This window comes from Methylobacterium sp. WL69 (genome assembly GCF_008039485.1).
Taxonomy (GTDB): domain Bacteria; phylum Pseudomonadota; class Alphaproteobacteria; order Rhizobiales; family Beijerinckiaceae; genus Methylobacterium.
This window is the reverse complement of record NZ_VRUZ01000002.1, coordinates 57,412-72,451: the sequence shown is the minus strand read 5'-3', so window position 1 is coordinate 72,451 and position 15,040 is coordinate 57,412. Positions and strand designations below refer to the sequence as shown.

The following is a 15,040-nucleotide window of genomic DNA, read 5'->3' as shown; positions in this document are numbered from 1 at the left end:
GCTTGGCGGGAGACTTACTTCTTGGCGGCCTTGGCCTCGTAGCGGCGCGACCACTCGGCCAGCACCCGCTCGCGGTTGTCCGCCATCCAGCCGAGATCGTTCCTGATCATCGCGGCCTCCGCGCCGGCGGGATAGTTCGCCGGCACGGTGGCGACGCCCGGATAGGCGACCACGGCGTAGCTCTTGGCGTAGAGCTCGTTGGCGGCCTTGGTGGCGCCCCAGTCGGCGACCTTGCGGGCGGCGTCCCCATGCTTCGTGGCGGCCACGATGGCGTAGGCTTCCTCGTCCCAGCCGGTGCCGTCGGCGGGCGCGATCACGGCGAGGGGCGCACCCTTGGTCTTCTCGGCGGCGCCCCGCATGTCCAGCGACAGGCCGGCGGTGCGCTCGCCCCGCGCCGCCTGGACGCAGGGGGCCGAGCCCGAATGCAGGTAGGCGGCGATGTTGTCGTGGAGGCGGTCCATGTAGGCCCAGCCGGCCTCCTCGCCCATGCCCTGGAGCCAGCCCGCCACGAGGAGGTAGCCGGTGCCGGACGAGGCCGGATGCGGCATCACCACCTTGCCCTTGAGCTCGGACGCCAGCAGATCGGCCCAGCGCGCCGGTGTCTTCGCCTTGTCCTTCTCGGCCTCCGCCGTGTTGAAGCAGATCACGCCGATGGAGGCGTCCGTGCCGGTCCAGGTGTAGGGCGCCTCGGCGTCCCGGAAGGCGGGCTTCAGGGCCTCGACGCCCTTCGGCTCGTAGGTGGCGAGCAGGCCCTGCTTCTCGAACATCAGCAGGCTGGAGGCGGCGAGCCCCATGACCATGTCGGCGCGCGGGTTGTCCTTCTCGGCCAGGAACCGGGCGGTGATGACCCCCGTCGAATCCCGCACCCACACCACCTCGACCTCGGGCACCGCCCGCTCGATCCCGGCCTTGAACGGACCGAGCTGGTCGTTCTCCAGGGCGGTGTAGATCGTGAGCTTGGTGCGCTCTGCGGCCTGGGCGGGGAGGGGCGCCAGGAGGGCGAGTACGAGGGGCAGGGCGAGGCGGCCGAGGGCTGTCATAGTCGCGTCTCCGGGAGGCTTTCGTCGCCACCGCTTTACGGGGCGGTTCGTGACAGTAGAAAGACGAAATCTCGCATGAGCAAGATTAGTCTTTCGGCGTCTCTTGCCTCTTTCGTGTCCATCGTCTTCGAAGACTTAAGTGATTTCGCGCACGCCAAGACCGCCCACGGCGAGATGCCATGGACGGTCCACGAATGCTTCGGTTGTCCGGGCGCGCGAGGCGCCCGCGATCAGCAGGCCTGCGGCATCCGCCCGGCAGCGAGCAGGCCGTCGATGTCCGCGACGATTCCCGGCAGGTCCGCGATGGTGTCGATGAGGAAGTGCGGCTTCGACGCGGCGAACAAATCCGCGATCCGCGCGCGCTCGGCGGCGAGGCGCTTGGCGGGCAGGCGTAAGTACTGGTCGTGGGTGAGGCCGAGGGCGTTGCCCGAGCAGGTGAGCGCCACGGTCCACATCCCGGCCTTGCGGCCCTCCAGGATGCCCGGCACCGTGTCGTCGACCTTCACGCAGGCGGCGACGTCGTCGATGCCGAGCGCGATGACGTTGGCCAGTGCCTGGGCCGGCCACGGCCGCCCGTTGGGAACCTCGTCGGTGGCGACGACATGGTCGGCGACGTAGCCGTTGCTGGCGGCGAGGGCCACGACCCGCTCCATCACCCGCGCCGGATACCCGGAGCACGAGCCGATCTTCAGGCCCCGGGCCCGCAGGGCCGCGATGGCGTCGAGGGCCCCGGGGATCACCGCCGAATGGTCGGCGATCTTCTCGATCTGGAGCGGCATGAAGCGCTCGTAGAGGGCGGTGACGTCGGCATCGCTCGCCGCCCGCCCGTGGGCGACCGCGTAGCGCGCGGCGATGGCGGGATCGTTCAGCAGCGTGCGGATGTGGTCCCACTTGCCCATGCCCATGGGCCCGCGCGCCTCGGCGAGGCTGACGGCGACGCCGAATTCGGCGAAGGCCTCGACGAAGATCTGCGTCGGCGCGAACGAGCCGAAATCGACGACGGTGCCGGCCCAGTCGAGGATCGCCGCCTGGAGTCTTTTGGGTGGGGCGTAGGACATGGCGCGTGTTCCTCGAGGGGCTCAGGGCGTCGTGATGGCGAGGGCCCGCAGGGCGTCGGCGATCGCCTCCACCGCGCGTTCCATGTCGGTGGAGTCGACGTGGCCGATGCAGCCAACGCGAAACGTCTCCACCTGCGTGAGTTTGCCGGGGTAGAGGATGAAGCCGCGCTCCCGCACCGCCGCGTAGAACTCGGCGAAGCGATAGTTCGGGTCGCGCGGGGCGTGGACTGTGACGATGATCGGCGCCTGGATCGCGGGTGCCAGGAAGCTTTTGAGGCCGAGGCGCTCCAGCCCGCGGATCAGCACGTCGCAATTGCGGCCGTACCGGGCGTGGCGGGCGGGCAGGCCGCCTTCCTCGTCGTATTGCAGCAGGGCCTCGTGCAGGGCCGCGACCACGTGGGTCGGCGGCGTGAAGCGCCATTGCCCCGTGCGCTGCAGGTAGGTGTGCTGGTCGTGGAGATCGAGGGCCAGCGACGCCGCGTTGCCCTCGGCCCGCGCCAGGGCATCGGCACGGGCGATGACGAAGCCCATGCCGGGGACGCCCTCCAGGCACTTGCCCGAGGCCGCGATCAGGGCCTCGAACGGCACCGTCTTGGCGTCGATGGGCAGGGCCCCGAATGAACTCATGGCATCGACGATGAGGCCGCGCCCGTGCCGGGCGACCATTGCGGCGATCTCGGGCAGGGGGTTGAGGATGCCGGTGCTGGTCTCGCAATGGATCAGGCCGACATGGGTGATGGCCGGATCGGCGCCGAGCAGGGCATCGACGGCGTCCGGTGTCGTCGGCACGTCGTCGGCGGTCTCGTAGACGCTGTGGTCGCGGCCGAGGGCCGCGCAGATCTTCGCCAGGCGCTTGCCGTAGGCGCCGTTGACGAGGACCAGCACCTTGCCCGTGCGCGGTACGAAGGTGGCGATGGCGGCCTCCACCGCGAAGGTACCGCTGCCCTGGAGCGGCACGCAGGCATGGCTTCCGGTGCCGTTGGCGATGGCGACGAGCCGTTCGCAGACGGAGGCCGTCAGCCGGTTGAAGCTGGAATCCCACGAGCCCCAGTCTGTCATCATCGCGGCGCGGGTGCGCGCCGAGGTGGTGAGCGGGCCGGGCGTCAGGAGTATGGTGGCGGGGGCTGTCATGGTCGTCTCCGGTCCGCTGAGGGACACGAGCGAAGCGGGTCGGCGCCCAAAAACCTTGCCTTCGCGGCACCTATCAGATCAAATCGTTTGTCATGATGTACGGCATCAGTTCGGCTGATGGGCGCCCATGAACCTGTTCCAGCTCCGCGCCTTCGACGCCGTCTCGCGCGAGGGCAGCTTCACCCGTGCGGCCCGAAGGCTGTGCATCAGCCAGCCGGCGGTGACCGGGCACATCAAGGCCCTGGAGGAACGCTACGACCTCGTGCTGTTCCGGCGCACGGCCCGCAGCGCCGAACTGACGCCGCAGGGGCAGGCCCTGGCCGAACTCACCGGCCCCCTGTTCGGCCTCGTCGAGCGGGCCGAGGACCTGCTGGAGGCCAACCGCAATCTGGTCTCGGGCCGCATCGAGATCGCCGTCGATTCGCCCCACATCGTCATGCCCCTGCTGGCGCGCCTGCGCGCCCGCCATCCCGGCATCGTCGTCGGCCTCCGCCTCGGCAACGCCGCCGAGACCCGGGAGGCCCTGCTCGCCGAGCGCGCGAGCGTCGCGGTGCTGACGGAGGCGCAGGCCCATCCCGACCTGCACCTCGAAGACATCGCCGTCTCGCGCATCTGCGCCGTGCTCGCCCGCACCCATCCCTGGGCCGGGCGGAGCGGACTCGATCCCGGTGACCTCGACGGCGTTGCCATGGTCCTGCGCGAGCCGGATTCCGTCACCCGCCGGACCTTCGACCGCGCCTGCGCCGCGCGCGGCATCAGGCCCAACGTGCTGATGGAGCTCGACAGCCGCGAGGCGGTGATCGAGGCCGCCGCCGCCGGGATCGGGATCGGCATCGTCTCCTCCCTCGAATGCGGGCATGACGGCCGCGTCGCGGCGATCCCCCTCGCCGGGCCGGACCTCACCAACCGCCACGCCATCGCCTGCCTCGCGCGGCGCCGCGGTCTGCGCCTGATCCGGACGGTGTTCGACCTCGCCGCGACCGACCGATGAGGGACGCTTCCGTCGGCGCCGAACCCCGCACCCTGGCGGCCCGGCGCCAGGACGAGATCCTGGCGCGCCTCGGCACCGAGGGCAGCGTCAGCGTCGAGGCCATGGCGGCGCGGTTCTCCGTCTCCCGCGAGACCATCCGGCGCGACCTCAAGCATCTCGCCGAGCGCGGACGCCTCGCCATCGTCCACGGCGGCGCCACCCGCCGGGCCGACGAGCCGGCCCTCGCCGTGCGGGCGCGCGACAACCCCGAGGGCAAGGCCGCCATCGGCCGGGCGGCGGCGCGCCTGGTGGAGGACGGGATGGTGGTGGTGCTCGATTCCGGGGCGACGACCCTGGCGGTGGCCCACGCCCTCGCGGGCCTCGATCCCGTCCTCGACGCCGTGCCGCGCACGGGCGTGACGGTCTGCACCAACAGCCTGCCCGTCGGCCTCGTCCTGTGCCGGGTGCCCGGCCTCCGGGTCCATATCCTCGGCGGCGCCGTCGAGGCCTCGGACGAGGCCGCTTTCGGTTCCGAGGCCGTGGCCGCCCTGGCGCGGTTTCGCGTCGATCTCGCCTTCGTCGGCGCCGGCGGCATCGCCCCGGACGGCGAGATCACGGACTTCGCGCCGCTCCCCACGGAGCTGCGCATCGCCATGCTGGCCTCGGCGGCGCGCGGCTACGTCGTGGCCGACCGCACCAAGTTCGGCCGCCTCACCCCGATCCGCCTCGCGCCGATCCCGGCCGGCAGCGGGCTCATCGTCGATGCCGCCCCGCCGGCCGCGATGGCGGCCGCCCTGACGGCGCGCGGTCTTGAAGTCATCGTCGTCCCATGATGTGGTTTTTTGTGGTTTTTCGCTTCCTTTCGTTGAGGACGTGGCCTAGGTCTGGGCCCGGCCGCGCCGGTTCGGGCGGCCGGAGCGGAGCTGCGGACGCGTGGAGAACCTCGTCACCACCGGCATGAGCCTGCCGGTCTTCGCCATGGTGCTCGCCGCCGCCTGCATGCATGCGGGCTGGAACGCGGCGGCCAAGCTCAACCTCGAACCGATCCTCACCATGGCGCTGATCTCGGCGTCCGCCGGCCTGTTCGCTCTGCCGGCTCTGGTCTGGTTCGGATGGCCGGTGCCGGCCGCATGGCCCTGGCTCACCGGGTCCATTGTCCTGCATCTCGGCTACTACGTCGCCCTCGCCGAGGCCTACCGCCACGCCGACATGGGACAGGTCTATCCCATCGCCCGGGGCAGCGCGCCCCTGCTGACGGCGCTCGCGTCCCTGACGGTCCTACGCGAGCCGGTGGCGCCGCTCGCCGCCGCCGGCATCGTCGTCCTGTGCGCCGGCGTCGCCCTGATGGCCCTGGCCAAGGGCGGCGGGAAGCCCCTGAGCCGGACGGGCCTCGGCCTCGCCCTGCTGACGGGCATCCTCATCTCCGGCTACACCCTGGTGGACGGGCTCGGGGCGCGGGCCGCCGACGATCCGCACGCCTACGCGGCGGCGCTCTTCGTCATCGACGCCGTACCCCTGCCGCTCTACGTCCTGTGGACCCGGGGGCGCGGCGTCCTGGGGCTCGCGCGCGGCCTTGCCTTGCCGGGCCTCGGCGGCGGCCTCCTGGCGCTCGGCTCCTACTGGATCGCCATCTGGGCGATGACGGTGGCGCCCATCGCCCTCGTGGCGGCGACGCGGGAAACCAGCGTGCTGTTCGCCACCCTCATCGCCGTGGTGCTGCTCAAGGAGCCCCTGGTCGCGGCCCGCGCCGTGGCGGCCGTGATCATCGTCGCCGGCATCGCCACCATGCGGCTGGCCTGACGACCGCGCCTCCGGATGGGGTTCAGGCGTCGATGGCGCGAAAACTCCGGGCACCGAGGGGCGCGGGCATCCGTGTCGCCTCGTCCCGGCGGTCGCGGCTGGCACCCCGCATGAGGGCGAGGCCGGCACCGAGGGCGAGTCCGAGGGCGAGGGCGAGGGGCAGCACCACCTTGGGCGAGGGCGGCCAGCTGCGCAGGCGGGCCGGGGTCGCGGCCGAGATCACCCGGACGTTGGAGCTGTTGAGCCGCTCCTGCTCGGAGGTCTCGCGCGAGCGCTTCAGGAAGGTCTCGTAGACCCCCCGCCGCGATTCGAGTTCGCGCTCGAGCTCACGCAGGCCGACATTGGCCCGGTCGTTTCCGGCGGTCTCGACCTTGGCCCGCTCGAGGCTTTTCCGCACGGCGGCCTCGCTGGCCGAGGCCCGGTCGTAGTCCTTCTGCGAGGTGTCGATGATCCGCTCCTTCTCGCGCTGGATGAGGCGCTGGAGGTCGCGCTGCTGGGCATACTGCTCGGCCATGGCCGGGTGGCGCTCGCCGAGGCGGGTCGCGAGTTCGGCGGTGTTGCGCGACAGGGTGGCGTAGGATTGCCGCAGGTTCTGCATCTCGAGGGATTGCAGCATTTCGGGCAGGGCCGTGCCGGCCTCGGCCGTGCGCATGCGCTTGGCCTGATCGAGGCGGGACTGGGCCTCGGCCGTGCGGATCGTGGCGGTGACGAGCTGCTGGTTGAGGTCGCTCAGCTGCTGGTCGCTGAGGAGGCGGCCGCTCGTGGTCACGAGCTTGTTCGATTCCCGGTAGCGGATCACCTTGCCCTCGGCCTCTTCGACGCCGCGCCGCAGGCTGACGAGCCGGCCGCCGAGGGCATCGGAGGCGCGCCGGGCCGCCTCGGTCCGGGCGCGGGCGTCTTCGGCGAAGTAGGCGTCGCCGATGGCGTTGGCGATGCGCGCCGACTTCTCCGGATCGAAGGTCTGGACGTAGACGTCGATGACGAAGGTCCGCTCCGCCCGGCGCACGCCGAGCTTGGTCCGCAGGGTATCGAGGGCGATGTTGACGGCGTCGCGGCTGGCGGCCGGCGGGTCGAGGCCGAGGAGGTCCTTCACGCCGACGACGACGGGGTTCGTCGAGGGTTCGCGGACGAATTCCGGGTCCTCGGCGAGGTGGAGGCGTTCCACCACCCGGCGCAGGACGCTGTCGGACTGGATCACCCGCGCCTGGCTCTCGGCGATGGAGACGCCGCTGTCGGCCTGCGGCGAGCGGGTGCTGAGGTCGTTGGCGATGACGGCGAGATCCGTGGGGTCGACGAGGACCTGGAGCACCGAGGTGTAGGTCGGCGTCAGGACCCCGAGCCCGGCCACCGCCAGGACCACCGCGATCACCCCGGACAGTACGATGAGGCCGGCGCCCCGGCGGAGCCGCCGCAGGATGATTGCGGCGTCGGGCGCCGAGGATGCGCGTTCCATCACGATGGGTTCGCCGCGTACCGTAGTCCCGAAGTCGAACATCTGTCCCGTCCCCGACCGTCCCGTCCCCGGGGCATCGCGCCCCGCGCCCCACACCGGTCCTCCGAATTTCTGTGCCGATCCGGCACGGAAACCTCAGGCGTCGGCGTGGATGCGGGGTGATTCGCAGTCGGCATGCCAGCTCGCCCCGTTCCGGCCGCCCCGCGGCCCCATCGGAGCCGGACACGCCGGGGCCCCGAGGAGGCCCCGTCGAACCTGCTGCGATCACCACCGAAGACTAGGGACGGCCCGGTATAAGAAGAGGCTATCGGGCGCTCGGCGACCCCGCAAATTCCTGTGCGCAACGGCGACGATGCGTCGGTATGGTGACCGAAGTCTGACGTGATGGACGTCCGCCGTCACCGGCCTCAGCGTGCCGGCACCACGCCGTCCGGGTCGTCCGCGTAGGCGGCCGGCCCGCGGTCGAGGAAGTCGCGGAAGCGCGCCGCGTCCCCCGCCGCGAGCCGGTTCCAGCGCGCGACGTTGGCCCGTGCCGCCGCCGTCGCTCCGGGGAGCCGGGTGCGCGCCCAGGCGGCGATGCGCCGGGCCGAGTCCGCCGGATCGTCCGGTGCGATGAACAGGGCGGAGGACCCCAAGACCTCCGAGAACACCGCGCCCTCCGGGGCGACGACGGGCAGCCCTCCATGCTGGACTTCGAGGAGCGGCAGGCCGAGGCCCTCGGCCTTCGAGGTGGACAGCAGAAGGTGGCAGCTCTCGGCTAGGCGGCGCAGGCCGGCATCGTCGACGTAGCCGTGCAGGGTCAGGAAGGGGGGCGGCGCGTCGAGGAAGGCGTGGCGGCCCCAGCCGATCCGCCCGACCACGTGCAGCTCCGCCGGGATGCCGGCGGCGTTGAGGGCCGCCACGATGGCGATGGCCGCCGGGTAATCCTTGCGCGGCTCGATGGTACCGATGGCGAGCAGCCGCAGCGGGCGCCCCGGGTCGTAGGCCGCCGTTCCGGCCATCCCGGCGAGGCCGAACACGTCGCGCACCGCCGGCCGCAGCAGGGCCACGAGGGCTTCGCGCCGGCACACGTCCCGCACGGCCGCGCCGGTGGTGCGGGAATTGACGAGGAAGCGGCGCCCGAAGCGCATGGCGAAGGCGAAGCTCGGCGCCATGTAGAGCCGGCTCTTCCAGCTCAGGTCCTCGGGCCGGGTCAGCAGGAAGGTGTCGTGGACGTAGGCGATGCAGCGGTCGCCGAGGGCGACGGACAGGGGGCCCGGGGGGAAGCCGGGGAAGACGAACAGGGCGGAGCGGTCGGCGAGCGCGCGGGCCGGCAGGCCGACATGCTGGGTCAGCACCATCCCGGGCAGGCTGCGGCTGCGAACGGGGCGGACCGCGTGCGGCGCGAGGTTCTCCGGGGCGAACAGGTCGAGGGCGATCCGCTCGATGCCGGTGACGTGGCCGCGCAGGTTGGTCAGGTCGAGATAGACCCGGCGCGGCGAGGGATCGGTGCTCATCGGCGGCGCCTCATGATCTGTTCCGTCTCAGGGGGCCCGCGAGGAGGCTGCTGACGTAGAGGCCGCGCCGGAGCCAGAGGGGCAGGTCCCGGCCGAGAACCGCGCGCTTGGCCCGGCGCAGCATGCGGATCGGCGCGGGGGAGGGGGCCGGCACGGTGCCGCTCTCGCCGGGGTGCCGGTCCCGCGCGAAGGCGAACCGCCCGAGCAGGTCCGGGGAGAAGCGCAGGCGCCCGTCGGCGGCGGCGGGCAGGAGGCCGTGCGCGCGCAGGACGTCGTTGAACCGCAGGGCGGCCGAGGCGTGACTGAACCGGTTCTCCAGGGCGATGCGCGCATAGGCGCCCATGCGCCGGCGCAGGGGCGCATCGTCGATGAGCTTCGCGAGGGCGTCGGCGAGGGCGCCGGGGACCTGGGGCACGAGGATGCCCGAGACGCCGTCGATCACCGCCGTGGTCAGGCCGGAGGCCCGGTAGGCGACGGTGGGGATCCCGCACAGGCCGGCCTCCACGGGGGTCTGCCCCAGGGTCTCGTTGAGGCTCGCAGTGACGTAGATGTCGCAGGCGCCGTACCATTGCGCCAGGCCGGCCTCGTCGCCGATGGGCCCGACGGCCACGAGGTCGGGCAGGCCGAGGGCGGCCGGGTCGTCGAGGCGCCCCACGGCGACGAAGCCGACGCCCGGCCGGGCGACCCGGCGCAGGGTCGCGGCCAGATCCGCGAACCCCTTGCCGGGCGCGTCGGCGATGACGGCGGCGAACATCACCAGCACGCCGTCGGCGGGCAGGCCGAGGCGCCGGCGCAGGGCCGCCCGGTCCCCCGGCCGGAACGCCCCCGTGGGGAAGGCGAGGTCGATGCGGGCGATGGCGGCGCCGGCGGGGGCGCAGGCGCGGGTGTAGGCGAGGGTCCAGGCGGAGTTCGCCAGGAGCAGGGGCCCGCCGGGCTCGGCCAGCAGCGCCCGCTTCTCCGCGTAGATTCCGGCGATCCGGGACGGGGCGAGGTGGGGATACTGCGTCGAGGTCGGGCAGCGCGCGTCGCAGCCCGTAGCGATGAGGGCGCATCCGCACGGGAAGGCGCAGCGCCCGGTCAGGGGAAACAGGTCGTGCATCACGAGGGCGACGGGCAGGTGCCGCCCGAGGCGCGCGAGGACGTTCGGCCGGCGGGTGGCGCCGTGGATGTTGCCCACGAGGAGAAGATCGTAGGCGCCGTCGCGGATGGCGGCCTCGGTCCGGGGAAACCGGTCCTGCCACTCGGCCCCCGCCGGAACGGCCTCGTCGGCCAGCCGGAAGTCCGTCACCCGGTGGCCCGAGAGGATCAGCGCCTCGGCCAGGCGCCGATGGGCGATGCCGGCGCCGCCGCCGGCGCCGTGGTCGGTGAGGGTGGCGATGGCGAGCCCCGGATGCGGCGGCGTCAGCGAGGACCGTCCGCCGGGGGCATGCTGCAGCAGGACCGGTCGCCCGATCCGCGCGAGGCGCGCGCCCGCGAGGCGGGGCCACAGGTCGGCCACCGGGCGCGCCCGCGCGAGGTCGAGGCCGCCCGCCCGGCGGATCGCCGCCCGCGCCAGGAGGCACTCGCCGCCGGTGAACGCCGCCAGGGAGCCGTCCGGGACCCCGCCGCCGTCGAGGGGGCCGGGGGCCTGCGCGATGGCATCGAGGCCGAGCACCCCGCCGAGAACCCCTCGGTCGAATACGACGCGCAAGCCGGCCACCACGTCCGGGCCCGCGGAGGGGCCGCCGTCCAGGATCGCTTCCAGACCGAGGGCGGTCAGGGCGCCTGGCGCCAGGAGGTCGCCGGCCCGCAGGACGAGGACGTAATCGACGGACGGATCGGACAGCAGGACTTCGACGGAGGCCGTCGCGTCCGGCCCCGGCGGGACATGGTGGTGATGCAGGGGCGCATAATTCTGGGCGGCCACCGAGGCGTCCGTGGCCTCAAGCCCGGGGGCGTCGGGCGCCGCCGGGGTGAGGACGTGGATGCTGGGCCAGGGGCGGCCGTCGGGCAGCGTCGCCGGGCGCAGCGCGTCCGGCGCGCGGGGTCCGAAGGGCCACTGGGCGACGCCGTGACCATCGTGTTCGAGCATGGCGACGGTCGAGCCCGTGAGTGACATCGCCGGGAGAACGCACACCGACCCGGCCTCGGACCATGGCCCGAGGGTAGGTCCGAATCCTGAAGATATGCTTGTCGCCCCTTGAGCCGGCAGGACCGGGTAATCCCGCGCACCTCCCGTCATCCGGGCCGGCACCGCGTCCCCCCACGGTACTGCTGGGGCCGCAGGGGTCGGGCGTGTTCGGTCATGGAGATCGCAGGCCGGCGATTCCCGGCGGCGTATGGTCCGGACCATAAAGCGACGGGCTGGTCGCAACCCCATCCCGGCATCGCGACATGATGAAAGCGCGAGGGCGCCACCGGACAGCGGTGCGCCGACGCACGAGGAGAGTCGATGGCACGCTTGAGTATCCGCATCGATCTCGGTCCCGACCATCGGGTCGGCCCCGGGAAGGTGCACCTGCTCGAGATGATCGCGGAGCATGGTTCGATCTCGGCGGCGGGCCGGGCGCTCGGCATGTCGTATCGCCGCGCGTGGATGCTGGTCGAAGCGATGAACAAGGGCTTCGGCAGGCCCGTCGTCGATGCACAGATCGGCGGCAAGTCCGGGGGCGGCGCGCGCCTTTCGCCGTTCGGCGCCGACGTCGTGGCCCACTATCGCGCCATCGAGCGTGCGGCGGAGGAATCGGCCCTGCCGTTCCTGGCGAAGCTCTCGGCCCCCTCCGCGAACGGGACGTAGCCCGCGGCCCGCGTCGCGGCGGAGGTCCGGTCGCACCGCGACCTATCCGACCGTGGAGCCGCGTATCCCTCCGGTTGCAGCGGGCCGTTCCGCTACGGGCTCGATGCCTCGGCTTGCGCCTCGCTCTCCCGTTGCCGCGCCTCCTGGCGGCGGCCGAGCCAGAGGCTGTTGACGAGCCATGCGATGGAGAGCGGTACCGCCGTCACGGCGACGGCCGTCGAGCCGAGTCCGAGGGCCGCGATCCCGGCGAACGACCAGGCGCCGATCTGGTCGCCGGTGCGATAGACCACGGTGTCGAGGAAGTTCTTGGCCTTGTAGCGATCCTCGCGCGGCACGACGGTGAACAGGACCTCGCGGATCGGCCGGGCAATGGCGAAGTTGCCGGCCCGGCGCAGCACCTGGAACACCACGATGGCGGTGATGGTCGGCGACACGGCCAGGGCCGCGAACCCGAGGATGCTGGCCGCCGGCAGGAGGGCGAGGCTCGGGCCGACGCCGATGCGCCGGACGATCCGCCCCGTGAGGAAGAACTGCACGCCCAGCGTCAACCCGTTGACCAGGAGATCGACGGTGGCGAAGAACGCCGTCTGCGCGCCGCGATCGGGGAAGCTCTTCTTGGCGATGCCGGCCTGCTCGAAATACAGGAACGTCGAGGTCACGGAGAACAGCAGCAGGAACAGGCCGATGTTGAGGAGATAGGGCGAGCGGAACGTCCGGGTGATGCCCGCGAAGGCACTGCCGCCGATGGCATCGGCCGGGCCCGCGTCCCCGGCCACGGGGCGCTGGTGCAGGCGGTCCGACAGGCGGGCGAGGCCGCGCATGCTGAACACCGCCACCTCCAGCAGCACGGCCGCACCAACGAGGAGCACCCAGGTCGGCACGTCGCGGGCGAGGATCGCCGTGGTGGCCGAGCCCGCGATGGCGCCGAGCGTCGCCCCGGCGGCGATGAATCCGAACAGGCGCTTGCCCTGCTCGGTGGAGAACACGTCGACGATGGTGGCCCAGAACACCGAGACCACGAACAGGTTGAAGATCGACAGCCAGATGAAGAACGCCCGCCCGATCCAGACATCGCCCTCGGGGCCGGCGAGGTAGAGGGCGGCGGCGAACAGGAGGATGTTGGCGGCGAAGAACCGGTAGGTCAGGGGCACGAACCGGGCGCGCGGCAGGGTCTTCACCAACCAGGCGAAGGGCACGTTGAGGGCGAGCATGCCCACAAGCGTACCGGTGAACAGCCAGGGCAGGTTCTCGAGGCCGCCGGCGATGCCCATCTGGTCCCGGATCGGGCGCAGGACGTAGTAGGCGGCCAGGATCGAGAAGATGTAGGCCCAGGACCACGCCAGCGCCGGAACCTCGCCGGGCCGGACGTCGACGAGGCGCCCGAGCCAGTGGGTCGCCCGGCCCCCGCCATCGACGGGGACGGGATCGACCCCGCCGGGGCTGCTCAACGCGTGACCCCGAGGCGCGTGCTCAATTCCGGGGCGGTGAGGTCGTGGCCGAAGCCCGGCGAGCCCATGGCGAAGCCGTCCGCTTTCGCGAGGGGTCCGACGATCACCGGATCGAAGCCCGCATCCGTGACGAGCTTGGAGACCGTGGCCAGGGCCTCGGCGTCGTCCCCCGCCATGGGGATCGCCATGCGGGCGCCGTCGCGGTTGCTGTTCTTGGCGAACACCTTGTAGTTCGCCGCGTTGAAGGCGCGCACGATCCGGGCACCGCGCAGGTACTTGGCCGAGACCGCCGCGATGCCGCTCTCCTTCACCTCGGCGTAGACCGCACCGTCGCGGGCCTCGGTGGCGTTCCCGGCGTCGATCACGGTCTTGCCCTGGAGGGCGGCGCCATGGTCGGCGCTCAGTTGCGGATAGGCCTTGTAGGGCACGGCGATCAGAACGACGTCGCCGAAGGCGATGGCCTCGGCCGGGGTGCCGGCGCGGGCCTTGGGGCCGAGGCTCTCGACGAGGCCCTTCAGCTCCTCGGGGTGGCGCGAGGACACCATGACCTCGTGGCCGGCCTTCGCCCACAGGCCGCCGAGGGTGCCGCCGATGTTGCCAGCGCCGACGATCCCGATGCGGGCCGGCGGCGGGGCGGTCTGGGCCCAGGCGGGCCCGCTCAGGGCGAGGGACGTGGCGAGGGCGAGGGCCGCCCGGCGGGACATGATCTCAGAGCGCATCGACATAGGCCTCCATTCGGGCACGCTGGGCGGCGTCGGGCATCCGGCCGCGCGCGGCACCGAGGTTGTCCTCGACATAGGCCGCCTTGGCCATGCCGGGGATCGGGCAGGTCACGGCCTCGTGGGCGAGGACGTATTTGAGGAAGAATTGCGGCCAGCTCGCGCAGTCGAACTCGGCGGTCCAGGGCGGCAGGTCGCGGCCCTGGACGGCCTTGAACAGGCGGTCTCGCCCGAACGGCACGTTGACCATCACGGCCACACCGCGCTCGGCGGCGAGCGGCAGGATGCGCTGGGCGGCCAGTCGATCGTCGAGGGCGTAGTTCACCTGGATGACATCGAGGGTCTCGCGCTTCATCACGGCTTCGAGGTCGGCGAACTGATTGTCGCGCCACACGGTGACGCCGACGTAGCGGATACGCTTTTGCGCCTTCAGGTCCCGGAGGGTCGCGAGGTTCGAGGCCGGGTCGATGAGGTTGTGGACGGCGACGAGGTCGATCACCGGTGTGTTCAGGCGCTTGAACGAGCGTTCGATCTCGGCGAGGCCGGCTTCGCGGCCGGGCGTGCCGACCTTGCTGCACAGGAACACCTTTTCGCGCAGGCCGTCCTGCGGGAGGATGAGGCCGAGCACGTCCTCGGCCGTGCCGTAGCTCGGCGCCGTGTCGATCACCGAGCCGCCGAGCGCCACGAACCGCCGCACCGCCTCGCGCAGGGGGGCGACCTTCTCCGCGGTCGGCTCGACCTCGTAGCGGCGCGAGGTGCCGATGCCGAGGACGGGCAGCATCTCGCCGGAGGACGGGATGGGCCGGCGGATCAGGCCGGCGGGCTCCGCCCGCGCGGGCCGGATAGCGGGGCCGAGGAGCGGCGCCAGGGGGAGAAGGCCGGTGCCGGCGAGGATCGCGCGTCGGGATGGGTGCATCGGGCAGGGGCTCCTGCGGAGAGTGGCGTGCCCTCCATCTAGGTCGCGCATCCAATTCCGACATGGTGCAGGGCGCCTGCCGGGCCGCGACCGGCCCCTGTCGGCACCCGGTCGCGCGAGGCGACCGATGCCGAAGAGCCGGCGGCCGCCCGGTGCGCGAAGGCCTCGCTAACCATTTCACGTGAAAAAGGCGGTCGGAAAGATGCGCCGGCCGAGGCCGGCCGATCCCCCGA

At 72.3% G+C, this 15,040-nt stretch carries 13 protein-coding genes; 4 read left to right on the top strand and 9 right to left on the bottom strand.

What is annotated here, in order from left to right; genetic code table 11:
• Window positions 1-14 precede the first annotated feature (14 nt).
• From FV218_RS01135 to FV218_RS01125, 3 genes are all read right to left on the bottom strand, one after another.
• Window positions 15-1,040: a putative 2-aminoethylphosphonate ABC transporter substrate-binding protein gene (locus tag FV218_RS01135; RefSeq protein ID WP_147708392.1), complete on the bottom strand. Its 1,026-nt coding sequence runs from the start codon at window positions 1,038-1,040 to the stop codon at window positions 15-17.
• Between the two features lie 230 nt (window positions 1,041-1,270).
• Window positions 1,271-2,098 carry a phosphonoacetaldehyde hydrolase gene (gene phnX / locus FV218_RS01130; RefSeq protein ID WP_147708391.1) on the bottom strand — a complete coding sequence of 276 codons (828 nt, stop codon included), beginning with the start codon at window positions 2,096-2,098 and terminating at the stop codon, window positions 1,271-1,273.
• Between the two features lie 21 nt (window positions 2,099-2,119).
• Window positions 2,120-3,229: a 2-aminoethylphosphonate--pyruvate transaminase gene (locus tag FV218_RS01125; RefSeq protein ID WP_147708390.1), complete on the bottom strand. Its 1,110-nt coding sequence runs from the start codon at window positions 3,227-3,229 to the stop codon at window positions 2,120-2,122.
• Window positions 3,230-3,356: 127 nt separating this feature from the next.
• Here FV218_RS01125 and FV218_RS01120 point away from each other — a divergent pair, with 127 nt between their 5' ends.
• From FV218_RS01120 to FV218_RS01110, 3 genes are all read left to right on the top strand, one after another.
• On the top strand, window positions 3,357-4,220 hold the full coding sequence (locus FV218_RS01120; protein WP_147708389.1) for a LysR substrate-binding domain-containing protein: 864 nt from the start codon (window positions 3,357-3,359) through the stop codon (window positions 4,218-4,220).
• Window positions 4,217-5,032, top strand: coding sequence for a DeoR/GlpR family DNA-binding transcription regulator (locus FV218_RS01115; RefSeq protein WP_056088682.1), 816 nt, complete (start codon window positions 4,217-4,219; stop codon window positions 5,030-5,032). The genes FV218_RS01120 and FV218_RS01115 overlap by 4 nt, the downstream gene beginning before the upstream one ends.
• Window positions 5,033-5,132: 100 nt before the next feature.
• Complete coding sequence (locus FV218_RS01110) at window positions 5,133-5,999, top strand: EamA family transporter (RefSeq protein ID WP_244474902.1); 867 nt, start codon at window positions 5,133-5,135, stop codon at window positions 5,997-5,999.
• A 22-nt stretch (window positions 6,000-6,021) separates the two neighbouring features.
• Here FV218_RS01110 and FV218_RS01105 read toward each other — a convergent pair whose 3' ends face one another.
• The 3 genes from FV218_RS01105 to FV218_RS01095 all read right to left on the bottom strand — a co-directional run bounded on the left by FV218_RS01105 (window position 6,022) and on the right by FV218_RS01095 (window position 11,019).
• Window positions 6,022-7,452 carry a GumC family protein gene (locus FV218_RS01105; RefSeq protein ID WP_246684935.1) on the bottom strand — a complete coding sequence of 477 codons (1,431 nt, stop codon included), beginning with the start codon at window positions 7,450-7,452 and terminating at the stop codon, window positions 6,022-6,024.
• 407 nt (window positions 7,453-7,859) lie between these two features.
• Window positions 7,860-8,948 (bottom strand): glycosyltransferase, encoded by a 1,089-nt coding sequence (locus tag FV218_RS01100; RefSeq protein WP_056088677.1) that lies wholly within the window; start codon window positions 8,946-8,948, stop codon window positions 7,860-7,862.
• 10 nt (window positions 8,949-8,958) lie between these two features.
• Window positions 8,959-11,019, bottom strand: a complete 2,061-nt coding sequence (locus tag FV218_RS01095) for a glycosyltransferase (protein ID WP_147708387.1) — start codon at window positions 11,017-11,019, stop codon at window positions 8,959-8,961.
• Window positions 11,020-11,379: 360 nt separating this feature from the next.
• Between FV218_RS01095 and FV218_RS01090 the strand changes: the two genes are divergently transcribed.
• A complete protein-coding gene (locus tag FV218_RS01090) occupies window positions 11,380-11,724 on the top strand; it encodes a winged helix-turn-helix domain-containing protein (protein ID WP_147708386.1) in 345 nt (114 codons plus the stop codon).
• A gap of 92 nt (window positions 11,725-11,816) precedes the next feature.
• Here the strand turns inward: FV218_RS01090 and FV218_RS01085 are convergent, their stop codons facing one another.
• The 3 genes from FV218_RS01085 to FV218_RS01075 are packed head-to-tail and all read right to left on the bottom strand — an operon-like array spanning window position 11,817 to window position 14,807.
• Entirely contained in the window at window positions 11,817-13,172 is a 1,356-nt protein-coding gene (locus tag FV218_RS01085; protein ID WP_147708385.1) for an MFS transporter, read from the bottom strand.
• Complete coding sequence (locus FV218_RS01080; RefSeq protein WP_147708384.1) at window positions 13,169-13,891, bottom strand: NADPH-dependent F420 reductase; 723 nt, start codon at window positions 13,889-13,891, stop codon at window positions 13,169-13,171. Before FV218_RS01080 ends, FV218_RS01085 begins: the two co-directional genes overlap by 4 nt.
• The gene (locus FV218_RS01075) at window positions 13,881-14,807 is read right to left on the bottom strand and encodes an aldo/keto reductase (RefSeq protein WP_147708383.1); all 927 of its coding nucleotides are present in this window, start codon (window positions 14,805-14,807) and stop codon (window positions 13,881-13,883) included. Before FV218_RS01075 ends, FV218_RS01080 begins: the two co-directional genes overlap by 11 nt.
• Window positions 14,808-15,040 lie beyond the last annotated feature (233 nt).

Bases quoted from the DNA above. Each gene is read 5' to 3' on its own strand.
- FV218_RS01080 (WP_147708384.1), bottom strand. From the start codon at position 13,891: ATGCGCTCTGAGATCATGTCCCGCCGGGCGGCCCTCGCCCTCGCCACG.
- FV218_RS01125 (WP_147708390.1), bottom strand. From the start codon at position 3,229: ATGACAGCCCCCGCCACCATACTCCTGACGCCCGGCCCGCTCACCACC.
- FV218_RS01105 (WP_246684935.1), bottom strand. From the start codon at position 7,452: ATGGAACGCGCATCCTCGGCGCCCGACGCCGCAATCATCCTGCGGCGG.
- FV218_RS01135 (WP_147708392.1), bottom strand. From the start codon at position 1,040: ATGACAGCCCTCGGCCGCCTCGCCCTGCCCCTCGTACTCGCCCTCCTG.
- FV218_RS01075 (WP_147708383.1), bottom strand. From the start codon at position 14,807: ATGCACCCATCCCGACGCGCGATCCTCGCCGGCACCGGCCTTCTCCCC.
- FV218_RS01100 (WP_056088677.1), bottom strand. From the start codon at position 8,948: ATGAGCACCGATCCCTCGCCGCGCCGGGTCTATCTCGACCTGACCAAC.
- FV218_RS01090 (WP_147708386.1), top strand. From the start codon at position 11,380: ATGGCACGCTTGAGTATCCGCATCGATCTCGGTCCCGACCATCGGGTC.
- FV218_RS01095 (WP_147708387.1), bottom strand. From the start codon at position 11,019: ATGCTCGAACACGATGGTCACGGCGTCGCCCAGTGGCCCTTCGGACCC.
- phnX (WP_147708391.1), bottom strand. From the start codon at position 2,098: ATGTCCTACGCCCCACCCAAAAGACTCCAGGCGGCGATCCTCGACTGG.
- FV218_RS01120 (WP_147708389.1), top strand. From the start codon at position 3,357: ATGAACCTGTTCCAGCTCCGCGCCTTCGACGCCGTCTCGCGCGAGGGC.
- FV218_RS01115 (WP_056088682.1), top strand. From the start codon at position 4,217: ATGAGGGACGCTTCCGTCGGCGCCGAACCCCGCACCCTGGCGGCCCGG.